This is a genomic window from Granulosicoccus antarcticus IMCC3135, assembly GCF_002215215.1.
GTDB lineage: Bacteria > Pseudomonadota > Gammaproteobacteria > Granulosicoccales > Granulosicoccaceae > Granulosicoccus > Granulosicoccus antarcticus.
In genome coordinates this window covers 2,806,707-2,824,950 of sequence record NZ_CP018632.1, presented here as the reverse complement: position 1 = coordinate 2,824,950, position 18,244 = coordinate 2,806,707, and the positions used below count along the sequence as shown (strand labels likewise).

General features: G+C 54.8%; 19 protein-coding genes. 9 read left to right on the top strand and 10 right to left on the bottom strand.

From position 1 onward, the window contains the following. Positions 1-53 precede the first annotated feature (53 nt). Positions 54-1,085, bottom strand: a complete 1,032-nt coding sequence (locus tag IMCC3135_RS12280; RefSeq protein WP_088917878.1) for a GlxA family transcriptional regulator — start codon at positions 1,083-1,085, stop codon at positions 54-56. A 97-nt stretch (positions 1,086-1,182) separates the two neighbouring features. Here IMCC3135_RS12280 and IMCC3135_RS12275 point away from each other — a divergent pair, with 97 nt between their 5' ends. Next, positions 1,183-2,124 carry an alpha/beta hydrolase gene (locus tag IMCC3135_RS12275; RefSeq protein ID WP_088917877.1) on the top strand — a complete coding sequence of 314 codons (942 nt, stop codon included), beginning with the start codon at positions 1,183-1,185 and terminating at the stop codon, positions 2,122-2,124. Here the strand turns inward: IMCC3135_RS12275 and IMCC3135_RS12270 are convergent. Both IMCC3135_RS12270 and IMCC3135_RS12265 read right to left on the bottom strand, forming a co-directional pair. After that, on the bottom strand, positions 2,054-4,066 hold the full coding sequence (locus tag IMCC3135_RS12270; RefSeq protein WP_088917876.1) for a non-ribosomal peptide synthetase: 2,013 nt from the start codon (positions 4,064-4,066) through the stop codon (positions 2,054-2,056). The genes IMCC3135_RS12275 and IMCC3135_RS12270 overlap by 71 nt on opposite strands. A 44-nt stretch (positions 4,067-4,110) precedes the next feature. Continuing rightward, on the bottom strand, positions 4,111-5,427 hold the full coding sequence (locus IMCC3135_RS12265) for a cytochrome P450 (RefSeq protein ID WP_088917875.1): 1,317 nt from the start codon (positions 5,425-5,427) through the stop codon (positions 4,111-4,113). 102 nt (positions 5,428-5,529) lie between these two features. Here IMCC3135_RS12265 and IMCC3135_RS12260 point away from each other — a divergent pair, with 102 nt between their 5' ends. Further along, positions 5,530-6,225, top strand: a complete 696-nt coding sequence (locus tag IMCC3135_RS12260; RefSeq protein ID WP_088917874.1) for a lysophospholipid acyltransferase family protein — start codon at positions 5,530-5,532, stop codon at positions 6,223-6,225. Between the two features lie 13 nt (positions 6,226-6,238). Here IMCC3135_RS12260 and IMCC3135_RS12255 read toward each other — a convergent pair whose 3' ends face one another. Then, positions 6,239-6,721 carry an ureidoglycolate lyase gene (locus tag IMCC3135_RS12255; protein ID WP_088917873.1) on the bottom strand — a complete coding sequence of 161 codons (483 nt, stop codon included), beginning with the start codon at positions 6,719-6,721 and terminating at the stop codon, positions 6,239-6,241. 171 nt (positions 6,722-6,892) lie between these two features. Between IMCC3135_RS12255 and IMCC3135_RS12250 the strand changes: the two genes are divergently transcribed. The 3 genes from IMCC3135_RS12250 to IMCC3135_RS12240 are packed head-to-tail and all read left to right on the top strand — an operon-like array spanning position 6,893 to position 9,845. Beyond that, positions 6,893-7,363, top strand: coding sequence for a putative pterin-binding protein (locus IMCC3135_RS12250; protein ID WP_157735942.1), 471 nt, complete (start codon positions 6,893-6,895; stop codon positions 7,361-7,363). Beyond that, the gene (locus tag IMCC3135_RS12245) at positions 7,360-9,162 is read left to right on the top strand and encodes an ATP-binding response regulator (protein WP_169727452.1); all 1,803 of its coding nucleotides are present in this window, start codon (positions 7,360-7,362) and stop codon (positions 9,160-9,162) included. Before IMCC3135_RS12250 ends, IMCC3135_RS12245 begins: the two co-directional genes overlap by 4 nt. Next, positions 9,159-9,845 carry a response regulator transcription factor gene (locus IMCC3135_RS12240; RefSeq protein ID WP_088917870.1) on the top strand — a complete coding sequence of 229 codons (687 nt, stop codon included), beginning with the start codon at positions 9,159-9,161 and terminating at the stop codon, positions 9,843-9,845. The genes IMCC3135_RS12245 and IMCC3135_RS12240 overlap by 4 nt, the downstream gene beginning before the upstream one ends. Before the next feature lie 43 nt (positions 9,846-9,888). Here IMCC3135_RS12240 and IMCC3135_RS12235 read toward each other — a convergent pair whose 3' ends face one another. The 5 genes from IMCC3135_RS12235 to IMCC3135_RS12215 all read right to left on the bottom strand — a co-directional run bounded on the left by IMCC3135_RS12235 (position 9,889) and on the right by IMCC3135_RS12215 (position 13,477). Further along, complete coding sequence (locus IMCC3135_RS12235; RefSeq protein ID WP_205738014.1) at positions 9,889-10,443, bottom strand: queuosine precursor transporter; 555 nt, start codon at positions 10,441-10,443, stop codon at positions 9,889-9,891. Between the two features lie 159 nt (positions 10,444-10,602). Next, a complete protein-coding gene (locus IMCC3135_RS12230) occupies positions 10,603-11,598 on the bottom strand; it encodes a branched-chain amino acid aminotransferase (RefSeq protein WP_088917868.1) in 996 nt (331 codons plus the stop codon). Positions 11,599-11,610: 12 nt separating this feature from the next. Then, positions 11,611-12,378, bottom strand: coding sequence for an energy-coupling factor ABC transporter ATP-binding protein (locus IMCC3135_RS12225; protein ID WP_157735941.1), 768 nt, complete (start codon positions 12,376-12,378; stop codon positions 11,611-11,613). Further along, positions 12,371-13,087, bottom strand: coding sequence for an ABC transporter permease (locus IMCC3135_RS12220; RefSeq protein WP_088917866.1), 717 nt, complete (start codon positions 13,085-13,087; stop codon positions 12,371-12,373). The genes IMCC3135_RS12225 and IMCC3135_RS12220 overlap by 8 nt, the downstream gene beginning before the upstream one ends. Positions 13,088-13,105: 18 nt before the next feature. Beyond that, positions 13,106-13,477 (bottom strand): diacylglycerol kinase, encoded by a 372-nt coding sequence (locus IMCC3135_RS12215; RefSeq protein WP_088917865.1) that lies wholly within the window; start codon positions 13,475-13,477, stop codon positions 13,106-13,108. A 102-nt stretch (positions 13,478-13,579) separates the two neighbouring features. Here IMCC3135_RS12215 and modA point away from each other — a divergent pair, with 102 nt between their 5' ends. From modA to mbfA, 4 genes are read left to right on the top strand one after another with little or no spacing between them, the layout of a single operon-like run. Further along, the gene (gene modA, locus IMCC3135_RS12210) at positions 13,580-14,347 is read left to right on the top strand and encodes a molybdate ABC transporter substrate-binding protein (protein WP_157735940.1); all 768 of its coding nucleotides are present in this window, start codon (positions 13,580-13,582) and stop codon (positions 14,345-14,347) included. A 21-nt stretch (positions 14,348-14,368) separates the two neighbouring features. After that, positions 14,369-15,016 (top strand): molybdate ABC transporter permease subunit, encoded by a 648-nt coding sequence (gene modB, locus IMCC3135_RS12205; RefSeq protein WP_088917863.1) that lies wholly within the window; start codon positions 14,369-14,371, stop codon positions 15,014-15,016. Then, the gene (locus IMCC3135_RS12200) at positions 15,013-16,113 is read left to right on the top strand and encodes an ABC transporter ATP-binding protein (protein WP_088917862.1); all 1,101 of its coding nucleotides are present in this window, start codon (positions 15,013-15,015) and stop codon (positions 16,111-16,113) included. The genes modB and IMCC3135_RS12200 overlap by 4 nt, the downstream gene beginning before the upstream one ends. Positions 16,114-16,144: 31 nt before the next feature. After that, a complete protein-coding gene (mbfA, locus tag IMCC3135_RS12195; protein ID WP_088917861.1) occupies positions 16,145-17,128 on the top strand; it encodes an iron exporter MbfA in 984 nt (327 codons plus the stop codon). A gap of 40 nt (positions 17,129-17,168) precedes the next feature. Here mbfA and IMCC3135_RS12190 read toward each other — a convergent pair whose 3' ends face one another. After that, positions 17,169-18,152, bottom strand: coding sequence for a hybrid sensor histidine kinase/response regulator (locus tag IMCC3135_RS12190; RefSeq protein WP_088917860.1), 984 nt, complete (start codon positions 18,150-18,152; stop codon positions 17,169-17,171). Between the last annotated feature and the right edge of the window lie 92 nt (positions 18,153-18,244).

Here is an 18,244-nt window from a genome sequence, read left to right as displayed (position 1 = left end):
GTCATCAAGGCATCAAACAGACCCCAGCGACAGATAGCCGGATTCGAGCGCCATCAGGAAGATACTTGGAACGCACTTTGCCGTTTGCGAGCCTCCGTTGGAGAGTAACCGTACAGAATCCGGAAACGTCTGGAAAAATAATCGGTTGACGTAAATCCGACAGCCGTTGCTACATCCAGCACACTCATTGTGGTCTGCCGTAACAGCTCATGACCGGCACGCAAACGCGTCTTCTGATAATAGAGTGTAGGAGTCGTTTGCAAATGTGTACGAAAAAGACGTTCCAGCTGCCGCACTGAAAGATTGATCATCGCCGCCAGCTCAGCGGTGCCAATAGGTTGATCCAGATTAGCCTCCATCAATTCGATACAGCTGGCCAAGCCCGCATGATGAATACCCGCGCGCTCGACAATACTGCGCCTCTGTGGATCGGCTGCCGTCCGGGAACCGGTCGCGATGAAGAGCTCCGCCACCTGCAGTGCCAGTGCCGGCCCGTGATCCTGACCGATGATGGCCAGCATCATGTCCAGCGAGGCAGTCCCTCCCGCGCAAGTGAATAAACCCTCATCGTCTTCAAACAACTCGGACGACACGACGATGTGTGGAAAGGCTTCTCGAAAACCGGGTAGATTTTCCCAGTGAATGGTGCAACGTCGATGCTTGATCAGTTCCGCCTGTGCCAACAGATAACTACCGGTATCGAGCGCCCCGATCAGAGTCCCACGGGCTGCGAACTGACGCAGCGCGCGCAAGGCCCGTTTATCACTGTAGTGCAGTGGCTCGTGTGGTCCACAAACAATCAGACGATCAAAGCGTCCGCCATCATCGATCCCCTGGTCAACAGACAAGGCCATACCATTATTGGCCACGGCATTCGCCTGCCCTGAACCCAGCAGGCGCCATTGATACAAGGCACGGCCACTGAAACGGTTTGCAGCACGTAATGGCTCCACGGCTGATATGAACGGCAGCATGCCAAACGTATCGGGCAGAAAAAAGGCAATGCACTGCTCGGCCTGCCCGGCAACCACACCAAAGCGTGTGCAATCAAGGCCACTATTGCTTTCACCGCTTCGTTCAGACATCGAACGACCGCTTTGCTGAACTGCTCATCTTGCTATCATCACATCGGAAGGGTTTCACAGTGAACCACTGGGCACTTGAATTCATGCAGGCTTAAAGATGAACGTTCAATGGAACAGAGCCACCAGCAAGTTGGTAGGGCGATTGCCGCAACGCCTGTTTACAAAACTGCTGCCTGTGCTTTTACTACTTCTGCTATCGGGCTGTACTCGGCTGTTTTTCTACCCCATGCAGCAACACATCATGGTACCAGCCACCCTGGGATACAACTATCAGGATATCTTTCTCAGAGCAAGCGATGAAACCCGCCTGCACGCCTGGTTGATCGAACCGATAGGTCCACCACGAGGCACCATCTATTTTCTACATGGAAATGCGGAAAATATCAGCACTCATTTTCGTGCAACCCTATGGCTGGTGGACAAGGGCTACGAGGTATTTGCACTGGACTATCGCGGCTATGGACTATCACAAGGCACACCCGACGTACCGGAAGTCTTTGATGATATCGCTGCCGGTGCCCGCTGGATCACTCAGCATGTATCCGCTGCAGGGCAGGCTCACAGGCCACTGTTTCTCTACGGTCAGAGTCTGGGTGCCAGTCTTGCCATTACGTTCGCCCAGCGAGAAGCCACCTTCAATGAACAATTCAATGGCTTGATTACCGAGGCGGCCTTTGCCCGCTACGACACCATTGCGCAGGATATAGCCGCCCGCAACTGGTTTACCTGGGGCGCGCAATACCCGGTCCGATGGCTGATTGGTCGACACTACGATCCACTGGATGCCATTGCACAGCTGCCAGGCACGCCCAAACTTCTGATCCATAGCAGCGAGGATACAATCATCCCCTATCGCTTCGGGCAAGCCTTATTCAAAGCTGCCAGTGAGCCCAGGCAAATGCTCACAACCACCGGCCCGCATATCAATGCTGCTGCAGACCCGGCAGTGCGATCTGCCATGCTGGCCTTTATGCGGCGTTACGCTCGTCCAGAAATATCGCCAGTTCAGCTACTGTCGGATAATCAAACAGATCCGTGATATCCACCTGCTCCGGCCAGGTATCCTCGATGGCGGCATGAATCTGAGCCAGGGTCAGAGAGCTGATGCCCAGGTCAAACAGGTTGTCATCCAGCTTGACCGTCATGTCCTCTACCTGCTCATTGCAGATGGTCAGCAGACGCGAAGCGGTATCCTGCGACTCGCCAGCGGTGTCATCGGCAGATATTGCCTCTGAGCCCTCATCAGGGTCAGGACTCGCCTGTTGTTCCAGAATATCGAATTCGCCCTGCTCCAGTGATTGCACCAGCAAGTAACGCTGCACCTTGCCACTGGTGGTTTTGGGAATGCGCGACACTGGCACTACCGCATGCACCGATACCCCCGCAGCCTCACTGAGCAGTCGTGTCATGGCACGCGCCTGCTCGGCCAGATCGGCAGGATCCGTTCGATGCAGCACGAATACCAGCAACTTTTCCTGACCCGTCTCTGCGACCTGTTGGCTGGATATGGCCAGTTTGCCTCGTTCGACAAGGCCTGCCTGCAGGATGATCTCTTCCAGATCATGAGGGTAAACATTCTGACCATTGACAAAAATGATGTCTTTGGAGCGCCCGGTGATATACAACTGAGCATCATGAATGAAGCCCAGATCGCCGGTATCCAGCCAGCCATCCGCGGTTATTACAGCCTGATTCAACTCAGGTTCTGCGTAATAGCCTTTAGTCACATTGTCGCCACGAATGCAGATATGACCCGTTACATCATCGGCCAACGGTGCACCATCCGCACCCGTTATGAGTATATGGGTGTTCGCAACGGGCTTGCCCTCTGATACGAATTCGACGCCTCGATCATCCCGAACCGTCTGGGCAAACACGGCATCCGCCGGTTGCGCCCTGCGGGATTCAAGGATCGTGACGCTCTGTCCGATGCCCAGTTTCGTACGATCGATAACCAGGGTCGAAAAAGTCGCATCCAGTGACGGAAACGTGACCGCCAGGCTCGCCTCAGCCAACCCGTACACGGGAAACATGGCATCCGGGTCCAGACCAAAGGGTGCCAGTGTCTGCATGAATCGATGACACAATGACACTGAAATCGGCTCGGCACCGTTGAAAATGAGTCGCACGCAAGACAGGTCGAGCGTCTCATGCTTATCGGCCTTGAAGGATTTGAGTAGATGTTGAAAGCCGAAATTGGGCGAACACAGAATCGTTGCTCCGGCTTCCTGCACCTCGCTCAACCAGGCCCCGGGGCGACGGACAAACACATCGGTCGGCATCAATGAGTGGTTGTTATCCATGAACACCGGAGTCAGGTGGAATCCGATCAGGCCCATGTCATGTGTCAAAGGCATCCAGCTGAATTGATGTTCCGATGCACTCAACTGAGCATTATGGACAATGGAGCGAAGATTGGTCAGCAAGTTTTTATGACTCAGCACCACCCCTTTGGGCGTACTGGTGGATCCGGATGAAAACTGGATAAAAGCCGTATCGCTTTCCTGAGGCTGATGTACCGTCACTGCCAGTTCGACCGGTGCCGATTGATCGGATGCGAAACCGAGCTTGCTCAGCTTATCGAAGGTATCCTGAAAGTCATTGGCTGCCGCAAAATCAGCCAGACGTACCAATGTCTGCTTGTCGGTGAACAGACCCGGTTCATTCAACTTCTGCGCGATACGGAATAACTTTGATCGATGCTCGGCACTGTTGCCACCTGAAACCGGGACCGCTGTGATGCCACCCAGAAGACAGGCCCAGAATCCTTCCAGAAAAGCTGCATTGTCGCCGGTCTGAATAATCAACTGACTACCAACTTGCAAACCGGCTGCCTGAAACTGTCCCAGACGGGCTTTCGCCCGCTGCAGCAACTCGCTATAGGGCAAGCGCTGGCGTTGCTCCTGGCCGTTGACAAGATTGACGTAACTGTCGCTCTTGGCTCGATCCAGTAGAACTTCTGTGAGTGTGCTGTATGTCATGTAAAGAAGATCCTTCCGACGGCGGTCACGTCCGCAAACCAGGATTAACGTGCAACTGGCAGCATCATGATGCTGTGCCGTGAACGCAGATTGATATGGGGTTCGATCATCACAGGTTCGCCAGGAACATGCTTCAACCGAATGTGTTGCGCCAGCAAGCCCAGGTGCAACTGCATGTCCACCATGGAGAAGAATTCGCCAATGCAGCGTCTGGAACCCAGCGAGAAGGGGTAATAGGCGTGGCGGTTTCTCTGCTTGCTGTTTTGTTCATCAAAGCGCTCGGGCAGAAACGCCTCGGGATCTTGCCAATACCGGGCATCCCGGTGCAGCAGATAGGGACAGAGAAAGATGTCTGCCCCTGCCGGCACCCGTATCGCACCCGATTCGTGTGGCAGTTCGTCCTCAGCGATGGCTTTGCGTGAAAACAACCAGACAGGCGGATAAAGGCGCAGTGTCTCGTCGATGACCTGGCGCGTGTAGCTCAGCGCCCCAAGATCGTCAAACTGCGACGATCTGCCCAGACTATCCACCTCGGCGTGCACCAGCTGCTCGACCCGTTCATCCTGCGACAACAAGTACCAGGCCCAATTCAAGGTCCCCGCCGTGGTCTCATGACCCGCCACGATAATGGTCATGACCTCGTCAATCAGGGCCTTGTCTGACATGGGCTGCAAAGTGTCCTTGTCCCGCGTTTCCATCAGTAGCGACAGAAAATCATGCTCGATACGCTTCTCGGCACGGCGTCTGGCCATCACATCGGCGACATGTCGGGTCAGAGCCCGAAAGCGCATGGCCATTTTCAGATCGCGGGTGACATCTTCCACCAGCATGGAGAACGGGTTGGCTCCTTCACGCTCGATCAGCTCGTCCAGATCGTCACTGAACAGCGATCGCAGAATCACTTCCAGGGCCAGAGAACTCATTTCTGTCGTGATATCGATAACGGTGCCACTGGCCGCCTTGGCCTGCCAGTCGTGCAGCTTGACCTCATTACAGGCCTGCATCATGGCGGCCTGTGAGGCGATGATCTTGCGGTGAAAGACCGGCTGGATCATGCGTCGCTGAGAGCGCCAGAAATCGCCATCACTGACAATGATGCCATTGCCCAGCAGCATCTTGACCCGTTCGAAGCCGACGCCTTTTGCGTAGTTGCGATGATTACCGATGAGCACATGCTTGACATGCTCCGGGTTATTCAACACCAGAGCCTGCGACTTTCGCACTCGAGGCGTAACGTTGACGATGTCTCCGTATAGTTCTCGCCATTGCGCCAGTTTTTCGAACGAGGCATCATCGACATTGACATCGAAGGGCTCATCCGGTCCCGGTGCGAGTCTGGGTGGTCTGTTTGTGTGGGACAAGAAGTGACGACCCTGCGCGTGGGGTGGGAAAGGAACGGATTACCTGACTTCACAGTATATCATTGGCATCTTTGATCCGTGCCAGAGACCCGAGCCATCACCATGAGCTTCAAGAAAAGACGACGCCAACTGGCCGCAAAAGTACTGCCACCCCTGATCTGGGGGCTTATTCAGTTGATCTGGAAAACCTGCCGGGTCGAAAAAGTGATTGGCGGCGAGCACATACAAGCGCTGCAGGCAGACAAAGTAACCTTCATTCCCTGTTACTGGCATCAGCAACAGATCTTCTGCGTGCGCTACCTGCTGGATCAGGCCGCTGCCAACCCGGACCTGAAACTGGGCTACCTGATCAGCCCCTCTGCCGATGGCGACATGGCCACACAGATGTTCGGTGACCAGGGTGTGCACATCATTCGCGGTTCAGCCACCCGTGGCGGAGCTCAGGCTTTGCGAGAAATCTACCAGCGCATTCGCAAGGATGGCATTTCACCCATCGTGACGCCCGACGGCCCCACCGGCCCTATCTACAAGACCAAACCCGGCGTCCCCATGCTCTCTCAGCTCAGCAAGGCCCCCATGCTGCCAATGGCTTATCGCGCCTCCCGCGTCTGGCAGTTACGCTCCTGGGACCGTTTCATGCTACCGGTACCTTTTTCACGCATTGTCCTTGCCCTGGAGGCACCAGTGCACGTGACACGTGAGGACTCAGCCGACGAATTCGGCAAGGCCTGTGTGCGCCTTGATGATGCTCTGGAGAGAGCCTCGCAAAACTGTGAGAACTATCTGGCCAGCCGCTGAACGGCAGCCAGAATCAAAACAGGATCTGGTAAGCCGAGTCCAGCCAATGCTCTTCCAGATTGCTGCCGGAGCCGATGCGATCGACCACCGTAAACAGCCCATTACCCCGAATCGGTGTCAGAACGCCATGCCAGACATTACGATGATAGTTGACGCCCTGTAGCCCGTCAGTCTCAAAAACCTGAGGCAAGCCTGGCTTGCCATCGTTGTCCGGCGCCACAATGACCAGGAAAGGATCATCGCTCATGGGTATGAAGGCCTGGCTGCCTTGCGGATGCCGTTCCATCATGTCGAGCAACAGGGGTGAGCGGTAGGGCTTGGCATGAAAAACGCTGATTCCCGCCCTGCCATCGCTGAAATCCAGACCCGCCAGATCACTGTAACGGGCGCAATTACCTCGATTGATCATCACTGAGGGCGCGGCCTGCACCTGCAGGACATCCCCAAAGGGTGCGAATGCCGCCGCTGTCAACGGTGATATTGCAAGCATAGTCATGACTCTTCCTCTGATTTTCAGTTGTCAATAACCCATTTAGGCAGGCATCCAATGCCGTTATGCCACTGCCCAATTGGCTGTTGATCCGTTACCGTGTAACTGCAAGGGTACAGTCAAGGGGATTATATGGGCTATATGTCGAAAACAGGCATTGGAATACTATGCATTCAGATGATTGCATTTTTACCGATGGCCCAGGCCGGAGAGCTACCCGCCCCAAGCAGCGCCGTTGTACTGACCATTACCGGCCCACTCGAACACCCCAATGTGGGCGACGAACTGCAATTGGATATGGACACACTGGAGAGCCTGCCCGCAACCCGGTTCACCACCCTCACCCCCTGGCACGATGAGCCCCAGCAATTTACCGGTGTACGTCTGAGCACACTGCTGAAAAGCATCGATTCCACCTCGAACCAATTTGTGGCCGTCGGACTGGACGATTACAAATTCACGGTTGCGGATCTGGATTTCAATGAATACCCGGTCATTATTGCTTATCGCCATAACGGCGAGCCCATTTCAGTCAGAAACCTCGGGCCTTTGCGCATCATCATGCCCTACAGCGAATTTCCCGAGTTGCGAACGCAAATCAACGAATCTCGCTCGGTATGGCAACTGGTGAAAATGGAATTGCTGTGAACAGACGCTGGCTCACATGGATCCCGGGAATTGCCGCCCTGGCCTGTGCAGCCATCATGTTTTTCCTGATTATCCAGATTGACCAGACTCGCAAGCAACTACAGAACGATGGTGTGCTGGAATTCAATTTCATCCAGCAGCTTGATCACAATTTTTCTGCATTCGCACACTCCCTGACCGACTACCAACTGGCCAGCCCCGAACAACAAGCAGAACTTCACAAGCTTTATATCCAGCGCTTCGATGTGCTGTACGGCTCCATCCGTCATGTCGGTACCAGCTGGATGGGTAATCTGGTTAGTCGTCAGAAAACCATAGAGCTGCTGAGTAATGCCAATGATTTCCTGACAGCGCATGAAAGCACCATGTCGGCGAGCTATCAGCTACAGAAAGCACAGATCATGAATGTCCAGCAGGAGGCTATCGCCCTGTCGAATCAGGTTTATGACATCGGACTCAAGATGTTCGAGCGCAAGTCTCTGGTTCGGGAGAGCATCGCCCAGCGCATGGATGATCTCTACGATGCGCTCTGGATATTCGGCATCTCCTTTATCCTTGCTCTTGCCATGGCTATCATGCTTTTTCTGTCGACCATGCGCCGCACCGATTCCCTGCGTGCCAGCGCCCTTCAGACACAGACGCAACTCAGTACCGCCCTGGATGAACTGACTACCGGTGATATCGAACGACGTGCCCAGAACCGCTTCATGGCCGCTGCAAGCCATGATCTTCGACAACCTCTACATGCACTCGGCCTGTATTTGAATGCCCTGAAAAAACACGTACCCACCGATCAGGGCCAGATCATTCTTGCCAATATCAATCGCTCTACCGAAGCACTTAATCAGCTGTTGAATAGCATGCTGGACCTGTCAAAACTGGATGCCGGGGTTGTTGATGTCAGCTGGTCCGATCTGAATCTGAATGCAGTCTTCGACTACCTGCATCAGGGCTTTCTACCCGAAGCCAACCAGCGAGAACTGGGACTGGATATTCAATACAGCAGTTTGCACGTCCATTCCGACCGGGTATTGCTGGAGCGCATTCTGGCAAACCTGGTGGGAAACGCCCTGAACTACACCCACGAAGGCATGGTCTCCATACGAGCAATCCAGGAAGGTGATCAGATCTGCATCAGTGTCAGCGACACCGGGCCCGGCATTCCCCAGAATGAGCAGGAAGCCATATTCAACGAATACTATCAATTGAAGAATCCGGAGCGAGACCGTAGCAAAGGTCTTGGCCTGGGCCTATCCATTGTCAAACGACTAACCCGGTTACTGGACATTGACCTGCGTCTGATTTCAGCCGTCGGGCAAGGCACTACCTTTGAAATCCGGCTGCCCCGGGCCAACACCGAGCTTGTCAGCGAATCCCCAAATCCCTTGAAAATGACAGCAATCACAGATTGCACTATTTTACAGGGACTATCCATTCTGGTTATTGACGACGAGCACGATGTACGGGATGGTATGCGGACATTACTGGTACAACACGGCTGCATTGTCACCGTGGCAGACTCGTCGGAGCAAGCCTGCGAGTACATCATTTGTAATGATTGGGTACCACAATTGATCATCGCCGACTATCGACTACGCGATGACAAGACTGGTGACAAGGCAATCGAGCAAGTCAGGGAAGAAGTCAATATGGACGTGCCAGCAATGATCATTACCGGGGATACATCACCGGTGCGGTTGCGCGAAGCAACGGCGAGCGGATTTCCGCTGTTACACAAACCAGTGATTGCGGAAGAGCTGATTGCCGCAATCACCACACTGGTTGGAGAATGTAAATGAACATACTGATGGTAGAGGATCATCGCCTGGTGGCGGATGCCATGCAGGTCATGCTGACAGAGATTGATTCAACCATTCGAATAACGGCCTGCTACTCGACGCAACATGCCTTGTCCGTTATTGATTCAGGCAAGCGCTTCGAACTGGTGCTGACCGACTTGTTCATGCCAGGCATCGACGGCATTGGTCTTCTGGTCGGTTTACGCAACCGTGACAAGCGAGTGCCAGTTGTCGTTATCAGCGGATCGGATGATGACAAGTATATTCGTACAGCCATGGAAAACGGCGCGTCCGGATTCATTCCCAAGACACTGCCAGCGGCTGAGATGATCGGTGGCATCCGCAAAGTGCTTGATGGTGGCAGCTTTTTTCCCGAACGTTTTGAGGCATTGGACAATCAGCTGCGGCGCGGGGATATGCCCAGCTCGGGCAACCAGAATGCCAGTGCATTACGGCCCGGTCTCAAGCAACTACAAGTGCTGCAGCTGATGGCCGATGGAAATTCCAACAAACAGATTTCTCAGATCGTCGGTATATCCGAAGCCACGGTCAAATACCACACCTCCCAGCTTTTCAAGCTACTGGGCGTCAAGAATCGTACGAGCTGTGTACGTGAAGCCCAGCAACGTGGTCTGATCAACAGTTTTGAGGACGCGACAAACGAAGAAGAATCAAAGCTCTGACACATCGAAGTATCAAGGCTCTGACACCTTCTTCAAAACAAGCTCAGGGTTTTGCAGCACTCGCTGCAGCTTCACCCGATGGTGCAGCAAGCCTTGAGGCCAGCCAGCCATAGATCAGGACCGAGAGTGCGGCCATGGACCACTTGACACCCAGGTCGCCAATGGCCCACTGCTGCCATGGCAGACCGGTACCTGCGAACGCAATGCCGAAAAACAGACTCGTGTCCACAATAGCGCTGATGCCAGAGGAGACGCTGGGCGCAATCCACCAGCGAGCTACACGGAATCTGTTAAAAATCGCAACATCCAATAATTGAGCAACCAGAAAGGCCGTGCCGGATGCAATGGCGATGCGTTGATCGATGGATTCGACCGACAGAGAGAGTGCAACACCGACCGCAAAGCCGACATACACAACCTTGCGAGCCTGGGCTGCACCGTAGAAACGGTTGACCAGATCATTGACCAGAAACGCCAATGGATACGTCAGAGCCCCCCAGACCAGCCAGTCGTTGATGGGTATGGCAACCAGATAGTTGGATGCTCCCACTACCATCGCCATGGCAACTACTGCCCACCAGGGAAAACGTGAAGCCAATTGAATACTCCCAAAACCGAAAGTTTACAACACAATAGAGATGCCCAGATCGTGCCAGGCAAGCATCTCAGCGGTTCCGGGCCCGGATCGGAACCCGATTCTGGGTCGCCGTGAACATAATCACGACGCCCCTGTTCAAATCAGAGCCCTGAAATCCACCTAGACCCGCGTCAGCCAATTATGACGGTCTTCACTCTGCCCCCATTGAATGGCGTTCAGCTCATCGCGCATGGCACGAATGCGAGGTCCGGGCGTACCACTGCCCACCTTGTATTCCTGACCATCATGAATGAGTGTGCCCACAGCGGCCACAACAGCGGCAGTACCGGTCAGACCCGCTTCACACTCTGGATGAGCGGCACATTCGATCAGCTCCTCAATGGTGAGCTCACGCTCCTGCACATCCAGCCCCTTGTCGCGCGCCAGAGTCAGTAAGGAGTCGCGGGTAACGCCGTGCAAAAATGACTCGTCCAGGGATTTGGTAATGATCCTGTCACCGTCAACCAGGATGAAATTGGCAGCCCCTGTTTCCTGCACATCACCACCGGGACAAAAAAGCACCTGATCGGCTTTGACACTGGCTCGTGCACGCATGATGTGCTTGAGCGCACTGGCATAGTTGCCTCCACCCTTGACCATGCCATGGTCCGGCCCGCAGCGAACGCCCTTGTCATCAAGCAATAGTCTCAGACAAGCCTCGCCGCCAGCAAAATAGTCTCCAACCGGCGACAGCAAAATCATTTGCGTGGATGTGGCAGACGGCGCAGCCGCTTTGCCGATAGCCGCCTCGGTGCCTATATGGGTCGGGCGGATATACATCGATGCCGGTGGCGCTGGAATGGCGTCACGGTAGTGCGCGACGATGTCGCTGATCATCCGGCTTGTCTGCTCGGTATCAATCTCGGGCAGGTATAACAGGCTGCTACTTTGGGCAAAACGTGCAACATTCTTGTCCATGCGGAAAATGGCGACACCACCATCAGCCTGACGAAACGCCTTCAACCCTTCAAAACAGGTACTGGCGTAATGCAAAACGTGTGCTCCGGGGTGCAATGTAATCGAGTCCCCGGGGACCATCTCTTCCTGGCTCCACCCGTCCGAAAAATGGCTAACGGCCATCTGATCCATGAAACGAGTGCCAAATTCACCTGCCATAACTACTCCTTATCACACCAGCAGCTCGCCGGCCAACCAGCGACGCGATACCGGATTATTGGTTTGTTCAAAAAATGTTGTTCGGGAACTCTGCTCAACGATCTGGCCTTTGTGCATCAACACAACCTCATTGGCAAGGCGCCTGACTTGCCCGACGTCGTGACTGACCATGACAACTTTCAATCCAGCGCGCATGGCACCCAGTAGCTGCTGCTCGATGACCAGCGTCGAGGCAGGGTCAACATTCGCCGTCGCCTCGTCCAGAAAGAGCATATCAGGCTTGAGAGCCAGAGCACGCGCCAGTGCAACGCGTTGCTGCTCACCGCCTGACAAGCGATGCGAAGGAACTTCGCGCACGGCAGCCAGACCTGATTCTTCCAAAGCTCGCTGAGCCTGCTCCACAGACGCTTTGCGGGACAGACCCGCCGCCCGCAACGCATATACAATATTCTGCACCGCATTGCGCCGCAACAATACCGGACGTTGCAACAACAGTCCAACCTGATGACGCCTGGCAGCATCCGGCGCTGAACCTGCCCAATAGACGCGCCCCTCATCCGGCCTCATCAGGCCGCACAAAGTGCGCACCAGTAATGACTTGCCAGCACCGTTGGGGCCTACGATGCCACAGCAGCCAGTTGCGCCAAATTCGATCGAATCAATCGACAACAGCACACGCCCGGCTCGCTCTATGCGCAATGCCTCCGCGCTGACTGAGTGCACGCCCAGCAACGCCTGGCTATGACTGCCTTCATCCATGAAAAATGCCTCCTTATCCATGAAAGCCTCCTTCCTGTCGGCGCATATAAGAGCCCAGACCCAGTACGGCTGCATTGACGACCATGGCCAGCACCACCAGCACGATACCCAGACCCAGTGCCAGGGACAGATTGCCCTTGGAGGTCTCCAGCGCAATGGTGGTGGTCATGACTCGGGTGACATGATTGATGTTGCCGCCCACCATGATCACAGCCCCTACTTCGGCAATCGCCCGTCCGAACCCTGCGAGCAATGCCGTCAGTAAACCATGACGGCCCTCCCATAACAGGGTGCGCATGCGTCGCATGCCGCTTACTCCCAGTAAATTGAGCTGGTCTGCATACTGATCATGCAGATTCGCGATGGTCTCCCGCGTCAAGGCGGTAACAATGGGCGTTACCAGAATGGACTGAGCGATGATCATTGCGGTCGGTGTATACAACAGCTGCAAGGGACCCAGTACGCCGGCATTGGACAACAACAGATAGACCACCAGTCCGACGACAACCGGCGGCAAGCCCATCATGGCTGTGGTCAGCATCACCAACACCGGACGCAGACGCGAGTCGGTTATGGCCAGCCAGGCACCGACGGGCAAACCGACCAGGGCGCTGAGCACGACGGCTGTGAAACTGACCTGTATGGACAGCAGGATGATTTCCTGCAGATCACCATCAAAGGCGATAACAAGCGCCAACGCTTCCATCAGCGCATCCATGAAACTTTGCATCGGAGTGTCTGCGTTTTCTCAGGCCAGCCAGACGCCCAGAACTACAATCTCCACCCAGACATATATCCACAGAATCAAGGCAACCATTACGGCACCCGAGCCCATATCCTTGGCTCTTCCGGACAACACATGATGTTCGGAGCCGACTCGATCGACAACGGCCTCCAGAGCGCTGTTGAGAAGCTCCACGATCAGCACCAGGATGGTTACAGCGACTAACAGGACGCGTTCAACCGAACTGATATCAAGCCAGAACACAACGGGCAGTACAAACAGTGCCAGCAAGGCTTCCTGCCTGAACGCCGCTTCATGACGCAAGGCAGCCGTAATACCGTTAAAGGCGTAAACTCCAGCAAGCCGTATTCTCTTCAGACCAGTGTTCTTTTGCATGCAATGACTATCCTGCTCCACGCTCAGGCAACTCCACCTGCAAAGCATAACGCGCAAAGACGGTTACAGGGCATGCTAGGCTGCCTCTGTTTCGCATTGCTGTTGTGCACAATTAGCGTACCGGCCACGGCAGAGAGCCATTCCGAGCCGCCCCTGGTAGCGCTGGCCTCAAGTTTTCGTACGCTCTGGCCAGAGCTCATGCAGGCTTATCGGTCAGAAACAGGTGAAATTGAGCCACGCACCAGCTTTGCCTCATCCGGCCTGCTCACCACACAGATTCGTCACGGAGCGCCGTTCGAGCTCTACCTGTCGGCCGATCAATCAACGGTCCAGCAGCTTGCAACCCTGGGCAAGACGCATGATGCCGGAGTAACGCTGGCCACAGGCGCAATCTCGTTAGTCTGGCGCACCGCCACGCAAACACCGGCACAAGCCAACGTTGGCAAAGCGCTCCCCCAGTCCGGTCTGCAAGTGATGATCGGCAAACTGGAGAAATCCGAGCCCTTCAAACTCACCATTCCCAATCCACGCCATGCTCCCTACGGTATCGCAGCTAAACAGGCGCTCGACAGCGCAGGCCTCTGGCCCTTGCCAGCAGGTTATCTGCTAAGTGCAGAAAATGCAGCACAGACCCTGCAATTCGCACTGACAGGTGCCGTCGATTACGCCCTGGTTCCCGATACGCTCGTCATGCAGTTGCCACCTGAGTTGCAGAAAATGCCGCTTGAGCCTGGCAGCTATGAACCGGTTATCCACCAGATGGTTCTGTTGAATCCGGCAAGAACTGGCGCACAGACCTTGTACGAATGGCTGCAGGGTGAATCAGCGGCAAGCATACTCAGCCGTTACGGCCTGACTCCGATAAGTTAAACAGGGCACTCACACTTCCCCATGTCACCGTTCCTTGTTTCCTTCAAACTGGCTCTGTGGACCATGCTGCTGCTGCTGCCCATCGGGCTTCTGCTGGGCCGCTGGCTGGCATTTACCCGAGTGCGTTCGAAACCCTGGATAGAAGCCATTCTGTTTTTGCCACTGGTACTGCCACCAACCGTCATTGGCTACTACCTGCTGGTCCTGTTCAGTCCGGAGACGATAAGCGGTGCGGCAGCCGTCAAATTGTTCGGAGCGCCCCTGGTCTTTACCTTCCCGGGCCTGGTAGTGGCCTCCATTGTGGTCAACCTGCCCTTTGCCGTACAACCCATACAATTGGCTTACAGTACATTGCCGCTGGAGGTACGCGAAGCCGCCTGGGTCAGTGGCCTGTCTCCGTCCAGAACCTGGTGGCATATAGAATTGCCACTCACCTGGCAAGGCATGCTGGCCAGTGGCACACTCGTCTTTGCCCACACACTGGGAGAATTCGGGGTCGTTTTGCTGGTTGGCGGCAATATCGACGGCGTAACACGCACCGTATCCATTGCCATCTATGACAGCGTGCAGGCCTTCGATATGCAGACCGCTGGCTGGTACAGTCTGATATTGGTGGCGTTTTCCCTACTCGCCTTGCTGGTGGTCCGTAAAAGCAGTCCGACTCCATGAATCATGCACTTGAAGTCCGCCTGTCACAAACCTCGCCCATCGCTCTGGATGTCAATCTGGTATGCCAACCGGGCGAGATGCTGGCGCTGGTCGGCCCGTCGGGCAGCGGTAAAAGCACCGTACTGAGGACGATCGCCGGCCTTCAGTCAGTTGACACTGCACGCGTCAGTTGCAACCAACAGACCTGGCTGGATACCTCAAGCAATATCCATCTGTCACCGCAGAAACGCAAGGTGGGTATGGTATTTCAGCACTACGCGCTGTTCCCGCACAAGAGTACGCTCGACAACGTCATGCTCGCTGTACAGAATCGGCCTGCCGCCCAACGTCGACAACAGGCGATGGAATGGCTTGCCCGCACCAATATGTCAGGGCTTGAGGATCGCAAACCGCACGAGCTCTCGGGTGGTCAGCGCCAACGTGTGGCCCTGGCCAGAGCACTGGCCCGTGAGCCGGCAGCCCTGCTACTGGATGAACCCTTTTCAGCCGTCGACCAGCAAACGCGTCGCAAGCTCTATCGGGAACTGGCACAACTACGCACAGACCTGCATGTGCCCATTCTGCTGGTAACTCACGACATCAGTGAAGTGCAGCAGCTGGCTGATAGCCTGTGCCTCATCCATCGCGGACGCACGTTGCAACAGGGGAAAGTTCAGGAGGTTATCAGCGCCCCACGAAGCAAGGAAATCGCCAAGTTGCTGGGCCATCAGAATCTGCTCAGTGCCCGAGTCATCAAGCAGACCGCCACACACACTGTCTACGACCTGCAATCGAAACAACAGCTGATCGGTCAAGCCAATGGTTTTCCTGTTGGCACTCAGGTAACACTGCTTATTGCACCAAGCTCGGTTTCCATCAGGCATCCCGGTAGCACTGAGAACAGCCCCAATCACCTGCATGGCCAGGTCAGCGATGCGGTGGGACTGGGAGATGAGTTATCGATCCGCTTGCACCTGGATACGATTGCCAAAGCCTTGCGATTCCGCATACCCTTCCACAACGCCAGCGAATATGGCGTCAAACCGGGCATGCCGTTGAGCGTTACCATCAGAGAGATTGGTATTCATGCCATTGCTGCTGATACCGCTCAGTCCTGATTTCAGATAAAACTTCTATGGTGGAATTATCATGCTGACACGCTTTTTACCGAGTAGCCGCCGTTCATTCAATACTCTGAACGAGCAGGAAGTTCTGGCGCTGGCCATTTCCTCGGAAGAAGATGATATGCGTATCTATCGCTCCTACGCCGATGGATTGCGTGAATCCTATCCGGATTCGGCAGCCATTTTCGACGGCATGGCCGATGAGGAAAGCAGACACCGGGCCGGACTCATCGAGCTGCATAAGCGGCGTTTTGGCGATGTCATTCCACTGATACGACGTGAGCATGTCAAAGGCTATTACGAGCGCAAACCCGACTGGCTGGTCCGACCTCTGCCACTGGACAAGACCCGTGCGATGGCCGAACAGATGGAAGATCAGTCGGCACGCTTCTATCGCGTCGCAGCCTCACAAACTCAGGATGCCGATACCCGTCGCTTACTGGGAGATCTGGCCAATGCAGAGTCACGCCATATGGATCTGGCGATCAATCTGGGTAGAAAAAATGTGCCTGAGGACGTTCGTCAAACTGAAGAAGAAACCGAGAAAAGGCAATTTCTGCTGACTTATGTGCAGCCCGGGCTCGCCGGTTTGATGGACGGCTCCATTTCGACACTGGCGCCCATCTTCGCTGCCGCCTTTGCAACTGGCAACACCTGGAATACCTTTCTGATTGGACTCTCGGCATCCATCGGTGCCGGAATCTCCATGGGCTTTACAGAGGCGGCCCATGACGATGGTGTGCTGACCGGGCGTGGTTCACCGCTGAAACGTGGTCTGGCCTCTGGCATCATGACAACCGTTGGCGGTCTTGGACACGCGTTGCCCTATTTGATACCGGACTTCAAAACAGCCACCACGGTGGCCATCGGAGTTGTATTTGTCGAGCTGTGGGCAATCACCTGGATCCAGCACAAGTTCATGGAAACGCCTTGGGGACGAGCCATGTTTCAAGTCATTCTTGGCGGTTCGCTGGTACTGGCAGCCGGCATTCTGATTGGGGTTGCCTGAATAATCTGTTTATTCGCAAAGCAAGTCAGAACTCATCAATTCAGAACTCGTCAATGATGACTGGCTCTTTGAGATTGCCCTTCACCACCGCACTAACGAATCCTATCTTGATCAATGATTCACTGTTGGTCTCGATAGGTCTTACCAGGACAGAGGCCCCACTGCGCTCTACCAAGGCCTGAGTCGTGCTGCGGGCCTCTTCCAGAATACGGACGTATTTGGCCTGCTGCCTGTCAAGCGTGGCAGCATTACTGCCATTACCAGATCGCCCCAGACCACGGACCAGAAAAATTTCGGTCGTCGCTGAAATGTGCTCCTGACCGGTCCAGATACTGGCACTGCGTGTCCTGACAACAATTTCGCCACCGTGCGACAAGGTTTTTACGGCCAGGCGAATCAGATAGGACAAACTCAGGCTCAGCAGGTTTCGATCAACCAGGATTCGAGATGAGAGCGGCTCCAGCTCAAGACGCAACATCACAATGGCGGGTACCTCCGAGGTCAGCCTTGCAGCTGTCTCGCGCATGAGCGCATTGATATCAATGGCGGCGGGACTCGTTTTCATGGATGCTGAAAAGACGGACAGCTGCTCAATGCGCTCAATGGCCAGCGCTGCGGCCTCGTTGATATTACGAACCGGCTTTTCCACAGCCTCACCTGTGCCGGTTTCGACCATCATGGCTGCCAGCTCAGCATTGCCCATGACGACCTGCATATCATTGTGGAGCTCGTGCTTCACCACCATGAACATGGAAAGCATGGCTTGCAGTTGTCGTGCTCTGGCAGCTTCCTCGCGACTGACTTTCTCAGCTCCCTGATACTTTCCTGTTATCACCAGGCCAACCGCAACGAGTGACAGGCCGTGGAGAACATTCTCCACAGGAATATTCAACAAACTGTAGTTCGGCACCCACAAGTGCAGCCCCAAAGCACAGAGCCCCATGAACAGTGCCAGAACCAACGTCAAATTGGTTCGCGAAGCGGCTACTGCCTGTTTGGATAAAGACGCTATTTTTGCTTGCATGATTTAAATGTATATCAAGGCAGTGTAATTGTCAGTCAAGCTTTCGGATGCCCATTACTGACTTGTCTGACCAATAACTCTAGCCAGTCTGA